Source organism: Candidatus Omnitrophota bacterium (assembly GCA_041650805.1).
Lineage (GTDB): Bacteria > Omnitrophota > Gorgyraeia > 2-01-FULL-45-10 > 2-01-FULL-45-10 > JBAZKM01.
This window is the reverse complement of record JBAZKM010000002.1, coordinates 33,010-55,547: the sequence shown is the minus strand read 5'-3', so window position 1 is coordinate 55,547 and position 22,538 is coordinate 33,010. Positions and strand designations below refer to the sequence as shown.

Below are 22,538 nucleotides of genomic sequence, written 5' to 3'. Positions count from 1 at the left end.
TCATGGGTACCGAATATATGGACCTGAAGGATAAGAAGGTCACCGTGGTGGGGCTCGGTAATAGCGGGTCCAATGCCGCCGTTCTCCTGGATGACATAGGCGCCGCGGCATGGGCCACCGACGCAGGCGATACGCCCGGCATAAGGCGCGCCGTAGAGAACCTGGCGAACCGCGACATACGGATAGAGATCGGGTGCCACACGAGAGAATTTATCGAGGGGAGTTCTCTGGTCGTGGTGAGTCCCGGGGTCGAGGAGACATCTCTTCCGATCAGGTGGGCCCGGGAACTGGGCATACCGGTCATCGGCGAAATGGAGCTGGGCTTCCGGTTCTGTAAAGGAAAGGTAATCGCCATCACCGGGACGAACGGCAAGAGCACCGTGACCACGCTGACCGGGGAGATCCTGAGGTCCGGCGGGAAGGATGTCGTCGTCTGCGGGAATATCGGGAATTCTTTGTGCGGAGAGATACAGAGGATAAAGGAGGGGACTCTCGTGGTCATGGAGGTCAGCTCCTTCCAGTTGGAACTGACCGAAAAATTCAAGCCGGAGATCGCGGTGATATTGAATATCACGGACGATCATCTCGACAGGTACCGCACCTTTAAGGATTATTTCAGAGAGAAGCTCAGGATATTCACAAATCAGGACAAGGACGATATCCTGGTATTGAACAGCGACGCCGGCAACCTGCGGCCTCTTGCCGGTATGGCGCGATCAAAGGTATTATGGTACGGCAGGTCCGGAAATGTTGACGGCGTGTACGTCAAAGGAGATATGATACTTTCGACAGTGCGCGGGCGCGAAGAGGAGCTGTTGTCTGTGCGCGATATACGCCTGAAAGGATCGCACAACCTTGAGAACGTGGCCGCATCCTGCCTCATGGGGGTATTGAACGGAGTGGATAGCGGCTCGATAAGGAAGGTGGTATCCGTTTTCACAGGGCTTTCCCACAGGTTCGAGACGGTGGATACCATAGAAGGCGTTGAATATGTGGACGATTCTAAAGGGACTACGGTCGACTCCACTTACAGGGCGCTTGAGTCGTGCGATAAGCCGGTCATATTGATCGCCGGAGGCAAAGATAAGAAGAGCGACTACGGTGTGATAAAAGATATGGTGCGCAAAAAGGCGAAGCATCTGGTGCTGATAGGGGAGGCCGCGCCGAAGATACAGGGCATCCTGGGCGACTGTGTCGATACCCATAACGCGAAGAGCATGGATGATGCGGTCGTAATTGCGCGCGGCCTGGCGCAAAGAGGCATGATCGTCCTCCTCTCTCCGATGTGCTCCAGTTTCGATATGTTCAAAGATTACAAAGAGCGCGGCGACATATTCAGGAGAGCTGTACAGGGCATCAGGGCGCATCCTGTCTCCGCGAAAGGCGCCCGATGAGAAGCGTGCGCAGTTCCATATTTTTCATAATGATGACCCTGTCGGCGGTCGGGGTGGTCATGATATATTCGACGAGCGCCATATACGCTTACGAGAAGATGGGCGACAGTCTATATTATCTCAAGAGGCACCTTACGTATCTCGGCATAGGGATGGTGATGATGGTCCTGGCCATGGTGGTCAATATAAACACCCTGAAGCGCCTGGCCAAACCCATATTGCTCGTCTCCGTAGCGCTGCTCGTCCTCGTCCTCATCCCGCACATAGGGAGAGAGACGGCGGGGGCAAGAAGGTGGTTCAAGGTGGGTATGATCAATTTTCAGCCTTCAGAGTTCGCCAAGATAGCCGTCATACTCTACATAGCGGATTTCATGTCGAGGAAAGAGCGGTTGGCAAAAAGTTTTATTTACGGATATATGCCCCCCGTGATGGTCCTCGGCCTTACGGTCGGCTTCATACTCCTGGAGCCGGACCTGGGCACTGCGATCGCGATCTCCGTCATATCAATGATCATGCTCTACACATCCGGCGTAAGGGTGTCCCATATTGCAGCATCTTTCCTGGCGAGCCTGCCTGTGCTTTACCTGCTCCTATTCAGCGTGCCTTATCGTAAGAAACGGATCATGGCGTTCCTGAACCCGTGGGCGGATAAACGCGGTACCGGCTTCCAGATCATACAGTCATTTGTGGCGCTGGGTTCCGGGGGCCTCCTGGGAGTGGGCCTGGGGCAGTCAAGGCAGAAGCTCTTTTATCTGCCGGCATCCCACACCGACTTCATATTTTCCATAATAGGCGAAGAGCTCGGATTCCTGGGGGCCGCCTCGATAGTCATACTCTTCATGCTCTTTGTGTGGCAGGGGATGAAGATCGTCTTTAGATCGGAATACACGTTCGAACGGCTGCTCAGCCTGGGGGTCGTCTCCCTCATAGCGCTGGAAGCGATCATAAATATAGGGGTAAGCGCGGGCGCGCTGCCGACCAAAGGCCTCCCTCTGCCTTTCATAAGTTACGGGGGGAGCGGCCTTATATTCCATTTTATAGCCGTTGGGCTTCTTCTCAATGTCGCAAGGACTTGTGAGGTTTACAGGTGAAGGTACTGATAGCCGCAGGCGGGTCAGGCGGACATATATTTCCGGCGATCGCCGTCGCTAAAACGCTTCTTGCAAAAGAGCGGGGCATCGACATACTCTTTGTGGGCAGCGACAAGGCGCTCGACAGGCGGATATTCGAAAAGGGAGGTTTCCGTTTTGCCCTCCTTTCCGCCAATAAACTGCCTTACCGCCCCGGTTTCGGATACGTGGCCTTCTTATTCAGGTTATTATCCGATATAGTAAGATCTTTTTTTATAATATCGGAGTACAAGCCCGCAGCCGTGATCGGGTTCGGCGGATATATATGCGGTCCGGTTATACTGATATCCAGGATATTGAAGATACCGCGGATAGTGCACGAACAGAACGTCGTTCCCGGAAGGGCAAATAATATGCTCTTCGGCCTCTCGGATACGATAGCGATAAGTTTCGAAGAGACCAAACACTTTCTTCTGCCCAGGAAGAAGAGGGTGATAGTGACCGGTAACCCCATACGGGCATCGGTAGTCACGGTAGGCAGGGAAGAGGGCGCAAGGAGGATGGGGCTCTCCCAGGGGAAATTCAGCATCCTGGTGATAGGCGGCAGCCAGGGCGCCCATTTCCTGAACGAGGTCTTCGTCAGGGCGGTGGCCCTCCTGGACGATAATGTGAAAGCTTCCCTGCAGGTGGTGCATATCTGCGGCATCAAGGATTATGACCGGCTCACGGAAGAATATAAGTCCCTGGCCGTAGAGAGCCGCGTATATTCGTTCGTGGACAGCATAGAGGAGGCATACAGCGCCGCCGACCTTGTGGTAACGAGGTCCGGCTCGTCGGCGCTTTTCGAGCTGGCGTTTTTCGGAAAACCGATGATACTTGTCCCTTACCCGTTTGCCCGGGCACACCAGGCGGAAAATGGCAGGGTCTTCGAGAAGAAGGGCGCGGCAGTGGTCATGGAAGAGGGCTCGCTCACCCCGGCCGTTTTCAGGGACGCTGTAGTGTCGCTTATGAACGACAGGGCGCGGCTGAAGGATATGGGCGATAAAGCAAAACGTCTGGCTACGTCTCAGTCGGCGGATATACTGGCGCAGGAAGTGCTCAAGATGGCGAGGCGGTAAGATGTTACCGGAAAAACGGAATATACATTTTGTCGGGATAGGAGGTATAGGGATGAGCGCCCTTGCGCTTGTCCTTGCCGAGATGGGGTATAAGATCTCCGGTTCGGACCTCAGCAGTAATGATCTCACGGAGAAGATAGAGCGTATGGGAGGCAGGGTCTTCAGGGGCCACAGGTCCTCGAACGTAGCATCGGGTACAGGACTCGTTGTATACTCATCTTCCATACAGAAGACGAACCCCGAGCTTGTTGCCGCATCCAGAAAGAAGATAAAGATAGTGCACAGGGCACAGGTCCTGGGGGAACTACTGAACAGGAAGAAGGGCATCGCCGTTACCGGGACGCACGGCAAGACGACTACGACCTCGCTCATAGCGGTGATGCTCGAGCGTGCCGGCATCGATCCGACCGTTATAATAGGCGGAGAGGTGGCCGAGTTCGGCGGAAATGCCAAGTACGGCCGCGGGCCTTATCTGGTCGCCGAAGCCGACGAGAGCGACAGCTCGTTCCTGAAACTGAAACCGTTCTATTCCGTGATAACGAATATAGAGATGGAACACCTCGACCATTATAAGACGCTGGACGATATCCTGAGATCGTACAGGTCATTCCTGAAAAAGACCAAAAAGGGAGGAACGGTCTTCTATAATAACGACGATCCGCGCGTGCGGGAGATGGCCAAAGGGACCGGCATCCGGGGCCTCTCCTTCGGCCTAACTAAAGGCGCAGACGTATACGCGCGCGCCATAAGGATGGAAGGGCGCATAACATATTTCGACTGCGTTCACAGGGGGAGGGTCCTCGGAAAGATCACCCTCCGCATACCGGGCAGGCACAATGTCCTGAACGCGCTGGCCGCAATACTGGTCGGCATGGAGATGGGTATACCTTTTAAAAAGATAGCAGAGGCGCTGGCCGGTTTCGAAGGCGCGAAACGGAGATTCCACCTGAGGATAAACACCGACGACCTGATACTGGTAGACGATTACGGCCATCACCCGACCGAGATACGCGCCGTGCTTGAGGCATGCCGTAACTGGAGATACAACCGCCTGATAGTCATATTCCAGCCTCACCGATATACCCGCACCCTCTTCCTGGCTGACGATTTCGGGAGGTGCTTCGCAGGGGCCGACAAACTGATCCTGACCGATATATACGCGGCCAGCGAAAAACCGATCAGGGGAGTGTCTATCAGGAATATTTATGAGAAGACGATCGAGAACGGCATGCGTGATGTCACGGTCATGAAGAAGGAACGGATAGCCGGCCATATAGAACGCATCAAAGAGCGCGGGGATATGATCGTGGTGATGGGCGCGGGGAATATATGCAAAGTTGCGGATGACCTGGCTTTCCGGTTGAAGGAGGGGGCCGGGCCCCGGGCAGAGGAGACGGTCTCGGCGCTCCGTAAAGTATTGAAAGGGGATATCCTCACAGGCGAATCCCTGGCCAGGCATACGTCGTTCAGGATAGGCGGGCCGGCGGATATATGGGCCGAGCCGCGCGATGCCGACGACCTTAAGAGACTGCTAAGGTTTGCGGCGGGGAACGGTATCGCTTTGCGCGTGATAGGGCGCGGCACCAACATACTGGCGGATGACCGCGGATTCCGCGGTATCATGGTCCGCCTGGCTTCTCCGTGCTTCAGGGCCCTCAAGGTGAAAGGCGCTTATATCACGGCCGGGGGCGGGTTCGACATGCCCCGCCTTGTCAGGACGGCCTGCGCCGGAGGTCTGGGCGGTTTCGAATCGCTTGTTGGCATACCCGGCACTGTCGGCGGCGCGCTTTACATGAATGCGGGCGGGTGGAAGAGCCCGATATTCAGGAACGTGGGCGAGTTCGTGACCTCCGTGAAGGTCATGGACCGTAAGGGCAGGACAAAGACGCTCCGGAAGAAAGACCTGAAGTTCGGGTACAGGTCTTCCAATCTTGAAAAGTATATAGTGCTTGAGGCGACCTTCAAGCTTAAGGAGGCGGACCCTGCGGGCCTCAACTCCAGATGTGTAAGGTTCCTTAAGATAAAGAGGGAGAAACAGGTGCTCGATATCCCGAGCGCCGGGTGTCTTTTCAAGAACCCTGAAAATTTTCAGTTCACCTGCGGGCAGATGATAGACATGCTGGGTCTTAAGGGCAGGCGCATAGGCGGAGCCGAGATATCGGAAAAACACGCCAACTTCATAATCAACAGGGGCGGCGCGACCTGTTCCGATGTCATGAAGCTGGCCTCGCTTGTAAAGGAGAAGGTCCTGGATAATTACAATGTGGGCCTGGAGTTAGAGGTGAAACTTATATGACATCAAGCAGGTTCGGAAGGATAGGCGTCCTTGCCGGCGGCCCGTCAAACGAAAGGGAGATAAGCCTGAGGTCGGGCAGGGCGGTGTGTGAAGCCCTGTCAAAAGAAGGGTGCGATGCGATTTTTCTTGATGTCCGCGAGAGCGTATGTGATATAATCGAACGGTCGCAGATAGATATTGCATTCATCGCGCTCCACGGGAGATTCGGGGAGGACGGCACGGTCCAGAAGATACTGGAAGACGCCGGCATACCGTATACCGGCTCGGGCGTAAAGGCCTCCAGGACGGCCCTTGATAAGGTCGCCTCCAAAGAGGTCTTCCTGAAGAAGGGGATACCGACGCCGCAGTATGCCGTTATGTCGAAAGGGAAGTCTCGCGCAGGCACCGTGAGGTTACCCGGATTTCCGGTGGTCGTGAAGCCCCGGTTCGAAGGGTCCAGCATAGGTCTGTCGATCGTCAGGGAAGAGGCCTCTCTCAGCGAAGCCCTCGCGAGGGCGTTCGAATACGGCGAGAACGCCGTGGTCGAAGAGTATATAGACGGCCGAGAGCTTACGGTTGGCATACTGGATGACAGGCCTTTGCCGGTCATAGAGGTGGTGCCCAAGAACAGGGTTTACGATTACAGCGCAAAATATAAAGATCCGGAGACGCTTTATAAGGTGCCCGCTCCGGTCGGGAAGAGCGTGTACGGGAGGGCGCAGGAGCTCGGGGAAGCGGCTCATCGCGCGCTCGGATGCAGGTGTTTTTCCAGGGTCGACATGATGGCGGATAGGGGAGGGGAACTTTTCGTTCTGGAGGTGAACACCATCCCGGGGATGACCGAGAGGAGCCTGCTTCCGAAGGCGGCCATGACGAGCGGGCTGGAATTCGGGAAATTGTGCATCCGTCTGGTAGAGGATGCGCTTAAGAGAAGAAAGAGATCATGAAAAAACAGAGAAGGTTCAAAGGCATTAAGATGAAACTGCCGGATTTTGTCAGGGATGCCCGGGATTTCATAGTTGAAAAGATAGTTGCCCTCCTTACCATCTTAGCCCTGGTCCTTACAGGGGTCTTTCTCATAAATATCTTTCTCGTCAGGTCGGATTACTTCAGGATAAGGGCGGTTGAGGTCAAAGATATACTGGTAGACCAGGAATCTACCGCTGCCCTGAGCATGGACCTGCTCAGGTCATATAAAGGCAGGAACATATTTAAGACCGACGTGAACGAGATAGCGAGATCGCTTAAGAAGACCTACCCGGACGCGCGCCGCCTTACCGTCACCAGGGCCATGCCGGACCGTCTCGTAGTGAACCTGAATTTCAGGAAACCCGTGGCCATACTCAGCAATGTGCGCCAGTACCCGGTTGACGAGGACGGCTATGTCCTCCCCAACGTAGACGCCCGGTTCCTGAAAGATATACCGCTCATAACAGGGATCAGCATAAGGAACGAGGGACGGAAGGGTAAGAGGGCCGACCTGAAGAACCTGAACGGTGCGCTGGAGCTCCTGAAGGAGATGCGCAGGGCGAGGTTCCTCGCGGAATACGGTATCGTCTCCATAGATGCCGGAGACCTGAAGGGCCTTTCGTTCGTGCTGAAGAACGGCCTCGAGGTGAAGATAGGTTGTGAGAACATAAAGGCGCGTCTTTCCACTCTTAAAAAGACATTGAAGGATCCGAGGATCCTGCTGGACAGGATAGCGTATATAGATCTGCGGTTCAACGACGTCGTTATAGGTCCTAAATGAAAAAACCTGCGATCATCATCGGTCTTGATATAGGGTCGTCCAAGATATCCGGCGTAGCCGCCGAGGCCGGAGAGGACGGGCTCTTCACGATCGTCGCGCACGCTTCATACCCGTCCGGAGGTGTTTCGAGGGGCGCGATAGTGAACCTGGACGAGGCGGTCGATGCCGTATCCAGGGTCCTTTCGAAGCTTTCCGCCGGGACTCCCGCCCCCCGGCGCGGGGACGTATATGTCACGATAAGCGGCCAGTCCCTGAAGGGAGAACGGTCAAGGGGCATGGTCCCGCTTTCGCTGAGAGGGCGCGAGGTCGTAAAGGGCGATATGGAACGGTGCGTCAATGCCGCAAGCACCATACGCCTTTCGTTCGACAGGGAGATAGTGCATAAGATAGTGCAGGATTTTTCTATCGATGACCAGCCGTGGATAAAGAACCCGCTCGGCCTGTACGCGTCGCGGCTTGCCTGCGAAATATATGTAATAACCGCGAACGTGAACCACATACAGAGCATATATAAGTGCGTTAATAACGCCGGTTACGATGTCAAGGAGGTCGTATTCACGGGCATAGCGGACGGGGAAGCGCTCCTCGACACCGGGCAGAAGGAAGAGGGGTCTTTATTATTGGGTATGGGCGCTTCGCTTACCGAGATATCCGTATTTTCCGGAGGGATCCTGAAGGAGATAGATGTGGCGGGGATAGGCAGCGCCGATTTCAGGGGAGAGCTTAAAGACCTGAAAGAATTTAACGATATAGTATCACGCGTTAAGGGGAAGATCGACGAATTCTCAAAAAGGGGGGAGGATATCCGGTCCGTCATCCTCACCGGAGGTATGGCGTTCGTCGACGGTGCCGCCGAGCTCCTGGAGGAGCGTCTGGCCGTGCCCGTGAAGGTGGCCACCGTGCGGGACGTACGCGGCAACATCTCAAGCATGGAGAGTATGAAGGTATCCACAGCCATCGGGGCCGTGAAGTACGCCTGCGCAAAGCTCAGGAAGAAGACGGTGGAAGAGGGCTCGCTCGCCCGCCGTCTATCCGACAAAGTCGTCGATATATTCAACAACTACTTCTAGCCCTTCCGTACTTGCAAAATATTCCCAATATTTTAGCTTTCAGCCGTCAGCTTTTATTTTAGCTGATAGCTGATAGCTGATAGCTGATAGCTGATAGCTGATAGCTGATAGCTGATAGCTCTTAATTGCATTGACTTTTCCGACCCTTTGTGATATCGTATCCTCTCAAAATGGGCACGATAGCCGGTAACCTCGAAATCGTAACACAAAGGATCATAAGCGCTTGCGTAAAATCCGGGAGACTTGAAGAGGACGTCCGGCTCGTATGCGTCACCAAGGAAGTCGGCCCGGGCGAGATCGAAGAAGTGCTGGGCCTCGGCGTGAGGGATATAGGGGAGAACCGCGTACCTGACGCCTCGATTAAATATAAGGTGATAGGTGACAGGGCCGTATGGCATATGGTCGGCCACCTGCAGACGAATAAGGTGAAGGACGCGGTCAGGATATTCTCTCTCATACATTCCGTAGATAGCGCCCGGCTTGCCAGGGCTATCGACAGGGAATCGGAGAGGATCGGCAAGGTGCAGGACGTCCTGATCCAGGTCAATACTTCCGGCGAATCGACCAAATTCGGGATAGGGCCGGACGAAGTCGCGGGTCTGTTTAAAGATATCTCTCTATGTCAAAATATTAATATTAAGGGACTGATGACGATCGCCCCCGAAGTCGATGACCCGGAGACGGTCAGGCCATATTTCAGAAAACTCAGGGAACTGCGCGATACTATAAACTCTATACCCTATACCCCATACCCTATACCCGAATTATCAATGGGTATGACCGGCGACCTCGAGGTCGCTATCGAAGAGGGCGCGACGATGATCAGAGTGGGGCGCGCGATATTTAAGGATTGAATATGATCGACAAGAAGATAGGCATGATCGGATGCGGCAATATGGGCGAGGCGATGATACGGAAACTTTCGGCCGCCGTGGCAGACCCCGGGCTGTTGATAGCAAGCGACGCAGACCCTGCCAGGAGAGATTCCATCAAGGCAAAGTACGGCGTAGCGACCGGGATAGACAACGCGTATCTGGTGAGCCATTCCGATGTCGTTATACTTGCGGTGAAGCCGAAAGATCTCGAAAAGATACTCTATGAGGATATACGCCGCGCCGTATCCAAAGATAAGCTCTTGATATCGATCGCGGCAGGTATCACCACGGACTATATAGGACAGATGGTCGGTAAGGGGATACCGGTGATAAGGGTCATGCCCAATATGGCCGCAACTATAGGCGAGGGGATCTCCGCCATAAGCGCGGGGCCCTCGGCAGGCGCCGAGGATATGAAGACGGCCAAAGAGATATTCTCGGCCGTCGGCGATGTCGTTGAGGTGGATGAGGGTCTAATGGACGCGGTCACGGCCTTGAGCGGCAGCGGCCCCGCCTACTTTTTCTATATGATGGAAGCGCTTATGGAAGCGGCCGCAGAGCTCGGACTGGATGAGCATACAGCCGGAGCCCTGGTGCGCAAGACGGCCGCAGGCAGCTCGAGACTGGTGGAGGTGCTTAAAGAGAGTCCCGGTGATCTGAGCAAAAAAGTGGCCTCTAAGGGCGGGACGACGGAAGCCGCCTTCAAGGTCTTCGGATCGAAAAAATTCAAGGCGATCATAAAGGCGGCGGTCAAGGCAGCCTGCAAGCGCTCAAAGGAGATATCTAAAGTTTACTCCAAACTCAAAGGAGCATAAGGATGTTCATATTAGGCAACTTCATAGCTGCGCTGGCGACGATAACGGATTACGCCCTCACCATAGCGAATTGGCTCATAATCATAAGGGCCCTTATAAGCTGGGTGAACCCGGACCCGTTCAATCCCATAGTCCAGTTCCTTTATAAGACGACGGAGCCGATATTACAGCCGTTCAGGAAGATATTCCCCATTTACACGGTGGGGATAGACATCTCTCCGATATTTGCGCTGATCGCCGTATGGTTCCTGAAATTATTTCTGGTAAGCACGCTTTTTGGCATCGCGGCGAGGTTAGGTTAAAAGGAGAATGAGATGATGGGAAAGATAGGCATAATAGGCGGAAGCGGGGTATATCATATAGACGGTATAAAGGACCTGAAGAGGGTGAAGGTCACCACGCCGTTCGGCAGGCCGTCCGGCGATTTCGTGACCGGCAAGTTTGAAGGGAAGGACGTCGTCTTCCTGGCCCGGCATGGCAAAGGCCACAGTATATTGCCTACGGAGATCAACTACTGTGCCAATATATACGGGATGAAGAAACTCGGGGTTGAGCGCATAATATCGGTATCCGCTTGCGGCAGTCTGAAGAAGGAACTGAAACCGCTCGATATAGTCATACCCGACCAGTTCGTAGACAGGACGAACCAGGCGCGCAGGATGACGTTCTTCGGTGATGGGATAGTGGCGCACATCCCGTTCGCCGAGCCGGTCTGCGCGGAGCTTTCGAAGGAGCTGTATGAAGCCGGCAAGGCCGCCGGAGCGGCCATGCACCTCGGAGGGACGTACATAAATATGGAAGGGCCGCAGTTCTCCACCAAGGCCGAATCGAAGCTGTACCGCTCCTGGGGTATGGATATCATAGGCATGACGAATATGGGAGAGGCGAAGGTGGCGCGCGAGGCGGAGATCTGTTATGCGACCCTTGCATGCATCACCGATTACGACTGCTGGTACCTCGATGAGTCGCAGGAGACGGTATCGATAGAGATGATCATACAGAACCTGATGAAGAATGTCGATATGTCGAAGAGCATATTGAGGAAGGTGTTGCGCCGGCTCGGCGGCAAGCGCAGCTGCGGTTGCGGAAGCGCCCTTGCCAACTCGATCGTCACGAGGTCCGGGGATATCCCGGCGAAGACGAAGAAGAAGCTCGGGCTGATAATAGGGAAGTATGTGAAGTAGGGTATAGGGGCTAGGCAAGGATTATATTAGCGGGGTATAGGGTATAGGGTATAGGGTATGGAAAAAATGGAATATAAAGATACATTAAATCTGCCGAAGACGGGATTTCCCATGAAGGCGGACCTGCCGCGCCGCGAACCGGATATCCTTAAACGGTGGAGCGAGACGGGCCTTTACGAAAGTATCCGTAAAAAACGTAAGGGGAAGGATAAGTTCGTGCTCCATGACGGCCCGCCGTACGCGAACGGCACCATACATATGGGCCACGCCCTCAACAAGATCCTTAAAGACATCGTCATAAAATACAAGACGATGCGCGGTTTCGATTCCCCGTATATACCGGGATGGGACTGCCACGGCCTGCCGGTCGAGCATCAGCTCTTCAAGGAGCTGAAGTTGACCAAATACGACATAGACCAGGTAAAGTTCAGGAAATTGGCATACGACTATGCGATGAAGTACGTAGCGATCCAGAGGGAGGACTTCAAGCGGCTCGGCATACTGGGCGAATGGGCGAAGCCGTATCTTACGCTTTCGAAGGATTATGAGGCGGCCATAGTGAGGTCGTTCGGCCTCCTGGTCGGGAAGAAGTATATATACAAAGACCTGAAACCTGTTAATTGGTGCTCGACGTGCGAGACAGCCCTCGCGGAGGCCGAGGTCGAATACGAGAATAAGACGTCGCCTTCGATCTACGTAAAATTCAAAGTCGCTAACGGTCAACTCCCAACTCCCGACTCCCAACTCCCGACTTCTTTCGTCATATGGACTACGACCCCGTGGACGCTACTCGCCAATGTCGCGATAGCGGTGCACCCGGAGAGCGAGTATGTGTATGTTAAAAGTTCGGGGCTTGGAGCCAGGAGCTCGGAGGAAATATATATAGTTGCCAGAAGCCTTGTTGAGACGGTGATGGAGAAGTTCGGGATAAAAGGTTTCAAGATACTTAAGACCGTGAAAGGGAAAGATCTTGAGGGGACGGAGGCGGACCATCCTTTTATCGCCAGAAGGTCTAAAGTGGTGTCGGCCGGCTACGTATCGATGGAGGACGGCACCGGTTGCGTGCATACCGCGCCCGGCCACGGCCAGGAGGATTACCTGACCGGCAAGAAGTACGGTCTTCCGACTATAATGCCGGTGGATACAAAGGGGAAGTTCGACAAGACGGCCGGCGAATTCAGCGGCATGGAGGTCTATAAGGCCAATAAACCAATTATCGAAAAGCTGAGATCACTGGGCGCCCTCCTCCATGAGGAGGAGGTTACGCATTCTTATCCGCACTGCTGGAGGTGCAAGAGGCCTATCATATTCAGGGCCACCGACCAGTACTTTTTGAGGATAGATCATGATCATTTGCGGCTTAGGATGCTCGAGAAGATCGGTTCGAATATACGATGGATACCGGAAGCCGGAGCATCGAGGATATCGGCTATGGTGGAGAACCGTCCTGACTGGTGCCTGTCACGGCAGAGGTATTGGGGCGTTCCCATAATAGCGTTCTATTGTAAAAATTGTAAGGAGGTCCTCCTTGACGCGGAAGTCATCGCGCACGTCGCCGGCCTGGTAGAGAAAGAGGGCGCCGATGTATGGTTCACCAGGAAGGAAGAGGAGCTTTTGCCTGAAGGTGTCGTCTGCCCGAAGTGCGGATCGAAAGGGTTCGTTAAAGAGACCGATATAATAGACGTCTGGTTCGATTCCGGGGTCAGCCACCAGGCGGTGCTGAAGGGCAATAAAGGGCTCGACTATCCGTGCGAGCTATATCTCGAAGGGTCCGACCAGCACAGGGGTTGGTTCCAATCAGCCCTCATAACGGCCATGGCTATCGACGGAGGAGCGCCGTACAGGGGCGTCCTGACGCACGGTTTTGTCGTCGACGGCGACGGGAAGAAGATGTCGAAATCGCTGGGGAACGTCATAGCCCCGCAGGACGTCATGAAGAAGTACGGGGCGGATATACTGCGGCTATGGGTCGCCTCAAGCGACTATTCCGAAGATGTGCGGCTATCCGAAGAGATACTGAAACGCCTTTCGGAGGCGTACAGGAAGATACGCAACACGTACAGGTATCTCCTGAGCAACCTGTACGATTTTGATCCGGCGAAGGACGCCGTCGCATACGGCGATATGACCGAGATAGACAGGTGGATACTGTCGAGATTCGCTTCGCTAATAAAAGAGACGGCCTCCGGCTATGAGACATACGCCTTCCACAAGGTATACCGCGACGTGTACAATTTTTGCGTATATGAAGTATCATCGGTTTATCTTGACATATTGAAAGATAGGATGTATACATTTAGTGCCGCGTCGCGGGAACGCCGTTCGGGACAGACGGCCATGTTCGCGCTCCTGACGGGTCTTTTGAAGATCACCGCGCCGCTCCTTGCGTTTACGGCGGACGAGGCATGGGGTTATCTACACGGCGGCCCTTCGGGGGATCCTATCCACACCCAGGATTGGCCGGATGAAAGAGAGTACGGCCGATGGGCGGATACCGCACTGGATGAAAAATGGTCCCGGCTGATAGAGGTCAGGGAATCGGTCCTTAAGAAGATCGAGGAGAAACGCCAGGAGGGCGTCATAGGGTCGAGCCTCGCGGCATCCGTTACCGTGATCTCCGGGGACGATAAGTATAAGAGGGTCTTGAAAGATAACAGGGATATCCTCCGTTATCTTTTTATAGTGTCGCAGGTCGAGGTGGAGGAGCCGTCCGGCACCTCCGGCATAGGCGCTGAAGGTACGCCATCCGTCATCGTCCGCGTGGAAAAGGCGCGGGGAGAAAAATGCCAGAGATGCTGGAATTACAGTGAACGGGTCGGCTCAGACAAAGACCATCCGACCTTATGCGAAAGATGTGTAGGCGTGGTGAAAAAAGGAGATAAATAGATAAATGAAAAAGATCATACGGGCGAAGAAGACGAAGAAGGCCGCCGCAGGTAAGAAGATGGACAAAAAAGGGCTCAAGGCGTACAAGGAGCTCCTCCTCAAAGAGCGGGAGAAGATCTCCGGGCAGCTTTCTCATCTCACGGAAGATACTCTCAACAAATCCCAGCGCGACGCATCGGGTGACCTCTCCGGATATTCTTATCATATGGCCGATATGGCGAGCGACGATTACGAAAGGGAGTTTTCTCTCGGCAGGGCCAGTGATGAACAGAAGGTCTTATTCTTCATAGATGAAGCGCTGAAGCGGGTGGAGGAGGGCACGTACGGCATGTGCCTCCAGTGCGGAAAGAATATAGCGAAGAAGCGTCTCACCGCGTTGCCGTATACGGAACTCTGTATCGTATGCCAGGAAGCCAAAGAGGTCAAATGACGTGTCATACGTCTTTTGGACAGCATCGTGTGTATTCATCGCAGACCGGATCACGAAGATAGTCATATATAATACCCTTTCCGGTTCCGGACCGGTCGCGGTGATCCCCGGCATATTTCACCTTACGCTGGTGCTGAACAAAGGCGTCGCCTTCGGGCTCTTCAGGGACCAGCAGGCCTTCTTTATAGTTTTTTCTGTGATCGCCGCTTTATCTTTAACGGCGTATGCCCTCATCCGCAGGGCGGGCGATCCGTTATTCGCCCTGTCATTGGGCCTGGTGCTCGGCGGCGCGCTCGGCAATCTCGCAGACAGGTTAAGGTTCGGGTGCGTTATAGATTTTCTCGATTTCCGTATCTGGCCCGTCTTTAACGTGGCCGACTCCTGCATAACGGTCGGCGCCGTCATCCTGGCGTTACGGTTGTTGAAACATAAAACCTGAGCCGTTAAAAAAGTATGCATCCCGTCCTTCTCACTTTAGGCGCCTTCTCTATATATTCCTACGGTACCATGCTGGCGATAGGCTTCGCGGTGTCGCTCTTTCTGATCCGGCGTAACTCGTCCGGGTTCGGACTGGACAGTAACCGTATGACGGATACTGCCGTCATCGTGCTCATAGCCGGCATATCAGGCGCCCGGCTCCTGTACGTCGCCATGAACTCGCCCTATTACCTCCGCCATCCGCTTGATGTCCTGAAACTGCCGGAGGGCGGGCTCGTGTGGTACGGCGGGTTTTTTTTCGGCCTGGCGGCCATGTGGTTTTATCTTAGATGGCAGAAATTGAGTTTCTGGAATACCGCCGATCTCTTTGCTCCTTATGTGGCCCTCGCTCAAAGTTTCGGACGCATAGGGTGCTTCCTTAACGGATGCTGTTTCGGGAAAGAAGCGCAGCCCGGCTCTCTTTTAGGCGTCATCTTCCCCGGATCTTCCGAGTTACGCCTCCCGGCCCAGGTATACTCCGCGCTGGCGCTGTTGGCCATATTCGTTATACTGCGTATCTGGCAGGGGAGAAGGAAATTCTACGGGGAGATATTCCTCGGCTACTGCGTCCTCTATTCGTCCAAGAGGTTCCTGGCGGAGTTCTTAAGGGGCGACAACGCGCCGGTCGCGTATGGCCTCACTTTCTCTCAAGTCGTTAGCGCCGCCCTGTTTTTGTGCGCCGTGTCCGTTCTCATCTACAGGATCATGCTATGGAAAAGAAGACCATAAAGATAAGCGTCACCGAGGGGAATCGCGGGAGGCGGCTTGACAAATTTTTAGCGGAGAGCCTCCCTGACAGGTTTTCCAGGGCATCGATACAGAAACTGATCGTCTCCGGCGATGTCACGGTGAACGGCGCCCCGGGAAAGAATAATTACAGGATGAGGTCGGGAGACATGATAGAGGTCCGTGTGCCTACCGCCTCACCGCCTTCACTGGAAGGCGAGGATATCCCGCTCGATATCGTATATGAAGACAAGTATCTGCTCGTGGTCAATAAACCTGCCGGCATGGTCGTGCATCCGGCGCCAGGGAATTGGACCGGGACGCTTGCGAACGCCCTGGTGGCCCATTGCAAAGGGCTGCCTGCCTCGGGGGACGCTCTCAGGCCGGGCATAGTACACCGGCTCGACAAGGGGACGTCCGGCCTTCTGGTCGTGGCAAAGAACGAAGCGGTCCACAGGTCTCTCGCCAAACAGTTCAAAAATAAGACGACGCGCAGGGTCTACGTAGCGTTAGTGAAAGGCGTCGTCGAGCTGGATAACGGCGTGATAGATCTGCCCGTCGGCCGCAGCGCCCATGACAGGAAGAAGATGGCGGTAAGGTTCGAAGAGACGAGTAAAGATGCCAGGACATCCTATCGCGTCCTCAGGCGGTTTAAATATTTTACGCTTCTGGAACTTATTCTGGGCACAGGCAGGACCCACCAGATACGCGTCCACATGGCATATATAGACCACCCGGTGCTCGGGGATGCCCAGTATGGTACGAGAGGGGACCTGTCGCGGCCGGCGCTGCACGCAAAGATGCTCGGATTCGTCCACCCGGTAACGAAGAAATACATGGAATTTTCAAGCGACCTGCCGGACGATATAGCCGGAGTTATAGAGAAAGAAACTAAGAAGAAGGTGTGATATAATAGCTGTCAGCTATCAGCTTTCAGCTTAAGAGGAATAAATGTGAGTACCATTATAAATCCTATACGGAGATTGTCGGGGGAGATAACGCTCCCCGGCGATAAATCCATTTCCCACAGGGCCCTGATCTGTGGCGCCATCGCGAAGGGGAAGACGGAAGCGAAAGGCGTCCTTGAGTGCGATGATTGCAGGTACACCGCAGATGCCTTCCGGGATATGGGTATCAGGGTATCGGATACGAACGGCATCACCGCCATATACGGCAGCGGGTTGAACGGATTAAAGAGACCGTCCGGCAATATCTATGTAGGAGAGTCCGGGACTTCTATGCGTCTTCTGGCCGGCATACTGGCAGGCCAGGATTTTGAGGCGACCCTGACGGGCGCGGAGTCCCTTTCCGGCAGGCCCATGGCGAGGGTGACGGAACCTCTCTCCCTGATGGGTGTAGATATCCGCGCTCAGAAAGGCGGATATCCTCCTCTGGTGGTCAGGGGCGGTACGGTCAGGCCCATCGACTACAGGATGCCCGTTGCGAGCGCACAGGTGAAGTCGGCAGTGCTCCTGGCCGCCCTTTACGCGGACGGGCTGACCACGGTGCGCGAGAGCTTCAGGTCGCGGGACCATACCGAACGGATGCTTAAACACTTCGGCGCGGGGATAAAGGTCACCGGGAAGACGGTCCTGCTGAAAGGCCGGAGGGAGCTGAAGCCGAGATCGTTCGAGATCCCGCGGGACATATCCAGCGCCAGTTTTTTTATTGCGGGGGCGGTGCTCCTGGGCGGGTCGAAGGTCCGGATAAAAGGCGTAGGTATAAATCCGACCAGGGCGGGGATACTGGATATACTGTCGAGGATGGGCGCCTCCGTGAAGATAGTCAACAGGAAGAACTCATTTGAGCCCTGTGCGGATATCATAGTCCGTTCAGGCAGGACCCGGGGCATAACGATAGAGAGGGAGTCGATACCATCCGTGATAGACGAGCTCCCTGTGATATTTGTGCTGGCCGCGCTTTCAAAAGGCCGGACCACGATAAAGGGTTCCGGTGAGCTGAAGGTCAAGGAGACGGACAGGATACACTCGATGATAGAGAACCTGACCGCCATGGGCGCGCGCATCCGCCCGGACGGGGAGGATGTAGTAATAGAGGGCATCGATTCCCTGCGGGGGGCGGCGCTCAAAAGTTTTGGGGACCACAGGACCTGTATGGCTATGGCGATAGCGGCGCTCACCGCCAGGGGGGAGAGCGCCATCGACGATATCGCGTGCGTCTCCAAATCATTCCCCGGATTTTTTCGGGCGCTTCAATCCCTTATATAGTAAGGTGATAGAATATTTATTTTGACAAAGGTGCTCTTTTCTGTTAATATCGCTTGAGATATAAAAATAGAACCCGGAGATACCGCATGAATTTGAAGAATATCCTGAGTATTTCTACCAAAGTTTATAACGAAGTGCTTGGTCTTTTTTCAAATGATATGGGTATCGACCTCGGCACGGCGACGACGCTCGTCTATCTGAAAAACCAGGGGATCGTGCTCTGTGAGCCGTCGGTCGTGGCCATACAGGCGGGGACTTCAAACGTGCTTGCCGTAGGGGAAGAGGCGAAGAGGATGCTCGGCAGGACCCCCGGCAACATCGTCGCGATAAGGCCCATGAGGCACGGCGTCATCACCGATTTTGAGATATCGGAGGCGATGCTCAGGTATTTCATAAAGAAGGTGAACCAGTCCCGGCGCCTCGTCCGCCCGCGCATAGTGATCGCAATACCTTCAGGGATCACCGAAGTCGAGAAGCGCGCGGTAAAGGACTCGGCCCTCCATGCCGGCGCGCGCGAAGTATTCATGATAGAAGAGCCGATGGCGGCTGCCATAGGCGTAGGCCTTCCCATACAGGACCCCTCCGGTAACATGATAATCGATATAGGCGGCGGCACCACCGAAATGGCCGTCATATCGCTGGCGGGCATCGTCTTCTCGAAGTCGGTGCGGGTAGGCGGCGATGAGCTGGACGAAGCCATAATAAACAGCCTCAAGAAAAATTACAACCTCATGATAGGCGAACGCACGGCCGAAGATATAAAGATAAAGATAGGTTCGGCCTATCCGCTCGAGCAGGAGCTTACCATGGAAGTGAAGGGGCGCGACCTGGTTGCGGGGCTTCCCAAGACCGTTACCATAACCAGCGAAGAGATACGCGAGGCCATGGCGGAACCTATAGCTCAGATAGTGGAAGCGGTCAGGATAACCCTTGAGCGCACCCCTCCGGAACTATCCGCCGATCTCATCGAAAAGGGGATAGTGCTGGCCGGCGGCGGCTCTCTCCTGAAGGGCATAGATAAGCTGATATCCGAAGAGACGGGCCTGCCCGTGCATGTGGCCGAAGACCCGATGACCGCCGTTGCTCTCGGCACCGGCAAGGTCCTGAGCGAGATAAAGTATCTCAAGAAAGTCACTATAATACCCAGACTTGAACGGTAAGACGGACTACCAACGGTAGATGTGCACAAGCATAAGATATTAAAGACCCTTCTCCTCTTTTCCCTCTTCCTCATCATATTCCTTGTCATAAGAAACGATCCGGGCCGGTTCAGGATAGCGTCGGTCGACTCTGCCTCGCCGGTCCTGAAGACGGTCCATGGCATCCCCGGTGCCATAAAGAGAATGATCCCGTTCGCCTCGTTCAGGGAGGAGAACCGTCTCCTGAGGGCCAGGATCGATTACCTGTCGAGAAGGATAGAGGAGATGAAGTCGTTCGCGGCTGAGAATGCGCGGCTCAGGGAGATACTGGAATTCAAAAAGGAGCTGCCTTACGCGACCATAGCGGCACAGGTCATCGGCAGGGACCCGTCAAACTGGTCCAATTCCATAATAATAGACAAAGGCCTGAATAACGGCATAAGGCAGAACAGGGCCGTCCTCTCGGTGCGCGGGCTCGTCGGCAGGGTGGTGGAGCTTGGGAGGCGTTCGAGCAAGATCCTCCTGATCAGCGACCCTAACTCGAAAGTGGGCGTCCTTATACAGCGGAACCGCCAGGGCGGTATCCTTGTGGGCAGGCCCGACGGATACTGCAAGATGATATACATAGCGCTCGATGCGGATGTGAAAGAGGGGGACGTAGTATTCACCGCCGGGTTGGGCAGCATATTTCCCAGGGACGTCCTTGTAGGTTATGTAGAGAGCGTGGACAAGGAACCGGGGCGGCTCTACAAATACGCGATCGTGAAGCCTGCGCAGGACCTAGCGAAAGTGGAGGAGGTGCTGTGCATACGGTAAACAGGCGAGGGCTCTATATGCTCATGCTGGCCGCCGTCCTGCTGCACCTTACCGTGCTGCATCGCGTGCGGATATTCGGCGCCTCCCCCGATCTCGTATCCGCGCTGGTGATATTCTTTGCGCTCTTCTGCGGCCCGAAGAAAGGATTGGAGGCGGGCCTGGCAGGCGGATTGCTGAAAGACCTCTTCTCCGCCGACATCTTCGGTGTCAATATGCTGGTCCTGGGTATCACGGGCCTCACCGTGGGCGCGCTTAATGCGAAATTTTTTAAAGAGTCCAGGACTACGCAATTTTACATCGTGCTGATATTCGTCTTCCTGTCGATGGCCTTTCATTTCAAGATCTCTGTGCTGGCCGCGGAGTTGCACGGTATCGCATTCTCCGATTATCTCATGCACTCCATAGTGCCCTCCGGTCTCTATACCGCCCTGGTATCGATCCCGATATTTTCAAAGCTCATAGCCGTATACGGGCTCAGGGAGCCGGACGATCTCTTATGAACGAGAAAACCGTGCGCGCGGCCATATCCGTACTTTTTGCCTCTCTTGTCATAGCGCTCTTCTACACGCAGCTTGTGAGGTTCAATTTTTATTCGCGCCTCTCGAAGAATAATGTCATCCGGATAATCCCGATAGACGGTCCCCGCGGGACTTTCTTCGACAGGAGGGGCGTGCCGCTTGTGCGGGACCGTCTTGCCTTCGATGTGGCGGTGGTATATCAGGAGCTGCGGGACAGGACGCACTTCATGCAGACCCTGAAAGATGTCCTGGGGATCCAGGATGAAAAGATACGGAAGGCGTTATCGAAAGCGAGCGCGAAACCCTATGCGCCGGTGACCGTGATAGAAGATATAGGCAAAGATAAAGCGATGGTACTGGAAGAGGCGAGCACCGATATCAGCGGCCTCGTCATAGAGACGCGGTCCAGGCGCCATTACATATATAACGATTCGGGGAGCCACATATTCGGGTATCTGAGCGAGGTCACCGAGGAAGAGCTCGAGGGGCTCCGCGATTACGGGTACCGCCCGAAGGACCTGGTAGGACGTTCCGGGCTGGAGAAGCGTTATGACAGGTATCTGACCGGCCTTGACGGCGGCATGCAGATACAGGTCGATAACAAAGGGCGTCAGAGGAAGGTCCTCGGCGTTAAAGAGCCGTCCGCCGGCAAAGATATTTACCTGACCGTCGATATCGCTATCCAGGAGACCGTAGACAGGCTTCTGGGCGACAGGAACGGGGCCGTAGTGGTGATGGACCCGAGGAACGGAGAGGTGCTCGCGCTGGCGAGCCACCCGGCGTTCGACCCCAACGTCTTCGTAAGGCCGGACGGGTCCGATGAACGGGTTAGGCTCCTTATGGACAGGAAGGGCAGGCCGCTTTCTGACAGGGCGATATCGGCGCTCTATGCCCCCGGGTCCGTATTTAAGATCGTCATAGCCTCCGCCGCGCTGAACTCAGGGAAGATCACCCCCAACACGACCTTTGTATGCAATGGGAGCTACGCCCTCGGAAGATCCAAGTTCGACTGCTGGAAAGAGACGGGCCACGGCCCGCAGATGGTCGTCGAAGGCCTAAAAAATTCCTGCAACGTATTCTTCTATTCCACCGGCCGGCTCATAGGTGCCGATATCATCGAGGCCTACGCCAAGGCGTTCGGTTTCGGAAGGCCGACCGGCATAGATCTGCCGGATGAGGTCGGAGGGCTGGTACCGGGGAAACTCTGGAAACGCCTTGCAAGGAACGAGAATTGGTATGAGGGTGAAACGCTCAATTATTCCATCGGGCAGGGGTTCCTTCTTGTGACCCCGATCCAGGTGATGCAGATGACCGCCGTGATAGCTAACGGCGGGAAGATCGTCAGGCCGTATCTTGTGAAACAGATCGATTCAAGCGTCGTGGCCGATGTTCGTTCAAAAAATATAGGATTGCGCAGTGATACTATCCGTAAGGTCAGAGAAGGGATGCGCGAAGTCGTCAGTAGCGCGGACGGGACAGGCCGCCGCTCCGGTGTAGAAGGAGTCGTCGTGGCGGGTAAGACAGGGACGGCACAGAACCCCCAGGGCAGGACGCATGCGTGGTTCACCGGCTTTGCCCCCTATGATGACCCCAGGGTCTGTCTCGTAGTATTTTTGGAGCACGGAGGCAAAGGAGGGCTGGAACCGGCGGAGATAGCCGGAGGGATATTCGAGGTAGCGAAGGAGAGAGGGTATATTTGAGCGGGGTATTGGGGTTAGGGGAGGATTATAGTGTTAGGGTATAGGGTATGGGGTATGGGGTATAGAT

At 54.8% G+C, this 22,538-nt stretch carries 21 protein-coding genes; all 21 read left to right on the top strand.

What is annotated here, in order from left to right; all coding sequences use genetic code 11:
- Positions 1-2 precede the first annotated feature (2 nt).
- The 21 genes from murD (at position 3) to mrdA (ending at position 22,471) form a co-directional block, all read left to right on the top strand.
- On the top strand, positions 3-1,394 hold the full coding sequence (gene murD, locus WC515_01765) for a UDP-N-acetylmuramoyl-L-alanine--D-glutamate ligase (GenBank protein ID MFA5146094.1): 1,392 nt from the start codon (positions 3-5) through the stop codon (positions 1,392-1,394).
- A complete protein-coding gene (gene ftsW, locus WC515_01760) occupies positions 1,391-2,485 on the top strand; it encodes a putative lipid II flippase FtsW (protein MFA5146093.1) in 1,095 nt (364 codons plus the stop codon). The genes murD and ftsW overlap by 4 nt, the downstream gene beginning before the upstream one ends.
- Positions 2,482-3,582 (top strand): undecaprenyldiphospho-muramoylpentapeptide beta-N-acetylglucosaminyltransferase, encoded by a 1,101-nt coding sequence (gene murG / locus WC515_01755; GenBank protein MFA5146092.1) that lies wholly within the window; start codon positions 2,482-2,484, stop codon positions 3,580-3,582. The genes ftsW and murG overlap by 4 nt, the downstream gene beginning before the upstream one ends.
- A 1-nt stretch (position 3,583) precedes the next feature.
- The gene (gene murC, locus WC515_01750) at positions 3,584-5,878 is read left to right on the top strand and encodes a UDP-N-acetylmuramate--L-alanine ligase (GenBank protein MFA5146091.1); all 2,295 of its coding nucleotides are present in this window, start codon (positions 3,584-3,586) and stop codon (positions 5,876-5,878) included.
- Positions 5,875-6,804 (top strand): D-alanine--D-alanine ligase, encoded by a 930-nt coding sequence (locus tag WC515_01745; GenBank protein MFA5146090.1) that lies wholly within the window; start codon positions 5,875-5,877, stop codon positions 6,802-6,804. The genes murC and WC515_01745 overlap by 4 nt, the downstream gene beginning before the upstream one ends.
- On the top strand, positions 6,801-7,607 hold the full coding sequence (locus tag WC515_01740) for a cell division protein FtsQ/DivIB (GenBank protein ID MFA5146089.1): 807 nt from the start codon (positions 6,801-6,803) through the stop codon (positions 7,605-7,607). Before WC515_01745 ends, WC515_01740 begins: the two co-directional genes overlap by 4 nt.
- Complete coding sequence (locus tag WC515_01735; GenBank protein MFA5146088.1) at positions 7,604-8,677, top strand: hypothetical protein; 1,074 nt, start codon at positions 7,604-7,606, stop codon at positions 8,675-8,677. Before WC515_01740 ends, WC515_01735 begins: the two co-directional genes overlap by 4 nt.
- Before the next feature lie 170 nt (positions 8,678-8,847).
- The gene (locus tag WC515_01730) at positions 8,848-9,531 is read left to right on the top strand and encodes a YggS family pyridoxal phosphate-dependent enzyme (GenBank protein MFA5146087.1); all 684 of its coding nucleotides are present in this window, start codon (positions 8,848-8,850) and stop codon (positions 9,529-9,531) included.
- Positions 9,532-9,533: 2 nt separating this feature from the next.
- A complete protein-coding gene (gene proC, locus WC515_01725; protein MFA5146086.1) occupies positions 9,534-10,367 on the top strand; it encodes a pyrroline-5-carboxylate reductase in 834 nt (277 codons plus the stop codon).
- A gap of 2 nt (positions 10,368-10,369) precedes the next feature.
- On the top strand, positions 10,370-10,669 hold the full coding sequence (locus WC515_01720; GenBank protein MFA5146085.1) for a YggT family protein: 300 nt from the start codon (positions 10,370-10,372) through the stop codon (positions 10,667-10,669).
- A gap of 12 nt (positions 10,670-10,681) precedes the next feature.
- On the top strand, positions 10,682-11,551 hold the full coding sequence (gene mtnP / locus WC515_01715) for an S-methyl-5'-thioadenosine phosphorylase (protein MFA5146084.1): 870 nt from the start codon (positions 10,682-10,684) through the stop codon (positions 11,549-11,551).
- A 66-nt stretch (positions 11,552-11,617) separates the two neighbouring features.
- Positions 11,618-14,437 (top strand): isoleucine--tRNA ligase, encoded by a 2,820-nt coding sequence (gene ileS / locus WC515_01710; protein ID MFA5146083.1) that lies wholly within the window; start codon positions 11,618-11,620, stop codon positions 14,435-14,437.
- A gap of 4 nt (positions 14,438-14,441) precedes the next feature.
- On the top strand, positions 14,442-14,867 hold the full coding sequence (locus WC515_01705) for a TraR/DksA C4-type zinc finger protein (GenBank protein MFA5146082.1): 426 nt from the start codon (positions 14,442-14,444) through the stop codon (positions 14,865-14,867).
- A 1-nt stretch (position 14,868) separates the two neighbouring features.
- Complete coding sequence (lspA, locus tag WC515_01700; GenBank protein ID MFA5146081.1) at positions 14,869-15,306, top strand: signal peptidase II; 438 nt, start codon at positions 14,869-14,871, stop codon at positions 15,304-15,306.
- Between the two features lie 14 nt (positions 15,307-15,320).
- Positions 15,321-16,073 carry a prolipoprotein diacylglyceryl transferase gene (gene lgt / locus WC515_01695; GenBank protein MFA5146080.1) on the top strand — a complete coding sequence of 251 codons (753 nt, stop codon included), beginning with the start codon at positions 15,321-15,323 and terminating at the stop codon, positions 16,071-16,073.
- Positions 16,055-16,978 carry an RluA family pseudouridine synthase gene (locus WC515_01690; GenBank protein MFA5146079.1) on the top strand — a complete coding sequence of 308 codons (924 nt, stop codon included), beginning with the start codon at positions 16,055-16,057 and terminating at the stop codon, positions 16,976-16,978. Before lgt ends, WC515_01690 begins: the two co-directional genes overlap by 19 nt.
- Before the next feature lie 45 nt (positions 16,979-17,023).
- On the top strand, positions 17,024-18,298 hold the full coding sequence (aroA, locus tag WC515_01685) for a 3-phosphoshikimate 1-carboxyvinyltransferase (protein ID MFA5146078.1): 1,275 nt from the start codon (positions 17,024-17,026) through the stop codon (positions 18,296-18,298).
- Between the two features lie 86 nt (positions 18,299-18,384).
- Entirely contained in the window at positions 18,385-19,458 is a 1,074-nt protein-coding gene (locus WC515_01680) for a rod shape-determining protein (GenBank protein ID MFA5146077.1), read from the top strand.
- A 21-nt stretch (positions 19,459-19,479) separates the two neighbouring features.
- The gene (gene mreC, locus WC515_01675) at positions 19,480-20,253 is read left to right on the top strand and encodes a rod shape-determining protein MreC (protein MFA5146076.1); all 774 of its coding nucleotides are present in this window, start codon (positions 19,480-19,482) and stop codon (positions 20,251-20,253) included.
- Complete coding sequence (gene mreD / locus WC515_01670; GenBank protein ID MFA5146075.1) at positions 20,241-20,753, top strand: rod shape-determining protein MreD; 513 nt, start codon at positions 20,241-20,243, stop codon at positions 20,751-20,753. The genes mreC and mreD overlap by 13 nt, the downstream gene beginning before the upstream one ends.
- Positions 20,750-22,471, top strand: a complete 1,722-nt coding sequence (gene mrdA, locus WC515_01665; protein ID MFA5146074.1) for a penicillin-binding protein 2 — start codon at positions 20,750-20,752, stop codon at positions 22,469-22,471. The genes mreD and mrdA overlap by 4 nt, the downstream gene beginning before the upstream one ends.
- Positions 22,472-22,538: the final 67 nt, after the last annotated feature.

Excerpts from the sequence above, each read along its gene's own strand:
- ileS (MFA5146083.1), top strand. The coding sequence starts at position 11,618 with ATGGAATATAAAGATACATTAAATCTGCCGAAGACGGGATTTCCCATG.
- ftsW (MFA5146093.1), top strand. The coding sequence starts at position 1,391 with ATGAGAAGCGTGCGCAGTTCCATATTTTTCATAATGATGACCCTGTCG.
- mrdA (MFA5146074.1), top strand. The coding sequence starts at position 20,750 with ATGAACGAGAAAACCGTGCGCGCGGCCATATCCGTACTTTTTGCCTCT.
- WC515_01740 (MFA5146089.1), top strand. The coding sequence starts at position 6,801 with ATGAAAAAACAGAGAAGGTTCAAAGGCATTAAGATGAAACTGCCGGAT.
- mtnP (MFA5146084.1), top strand. The coding sequence starts at position 10,682 with ATGATGGGAAAGATAGGCATAATAGGCGGAAGCGGGGTATATCATATA.
- WC515_01705 (MFA5146082.1), top strand. The coding sequence starts at position 14,442 with ATGAAAAAGATCATACGGGCGAAGAAGACGAAGAAGGCCGCCGCAGGT.
- murD (MFA5146094.1), top strand. The coding sequence starts at position 3 with ATGGGTACCGAATATATGGACCTGAAGGATAAGAAGGTCACCGTGGTG.
- WC515_01720 (MFA5146085.1), top strand. The coding sequence starts at position 10,370 with ATGTTCATATTAGGCAACTTCATAGCTGCGCTGGCGACGATAACGGAT.
- proC (MFA5146086.1), top strand. The coding sequence starts at position 9,534 with ATGATCGACAAGAAGATAGGCATGATCGGATGCGGCAATATGGGCGAG.
- WC515_01690 (MFA5146079.1), top strand. The coding sequence starts at position 16,055 with ATGGAAAAGAAGACCATAAAGATAAGCGTCACCGAGGGGAATCGCGGG.
- WC515_01730 (MFA5146087.1), top strand. The coding sequence starts at position 8,848 with ATGGGCACGATAGCCGGTAACCTCGAAATCGTAACACAAAGGATCATA.
- WC515_01735 (MFA5146088.1), top strand. The coding sequence starts at position 7,604 with ATGAAAAAACCTGCGATCATCATCGGTCTTGATATAGGGTCGTCCAAG.
- WC515_01745 (MFA5146090.1), top strand. The coding sequence starts at position 5,875 with ATGACATCAAGCAGGTTCGGAAGGATAGGCGTCCTTGCCGGCGGCCCG.
- murC (MFA5146091.1), top strand. The coding sequence starts at position 3,584 with ATGTTACCGGAAAAACGGAATATACATTTTGTCGGGATAGGAGGTATA.
- lgt (MFA5146080.1), top strand. The coding sequence starts at position 15,321 with ATGCATCCCGTCCTTCTCACTTTAGGCGCCTTCTCTATATATTCCTAC.
- WC515_01680 (MFA5146077.1), top strand. The coding sequence starts at position 18,385 with ATGAATTTGAAGAATATCCTGAGTATTTCTACCAAAGTTTATAACGAA.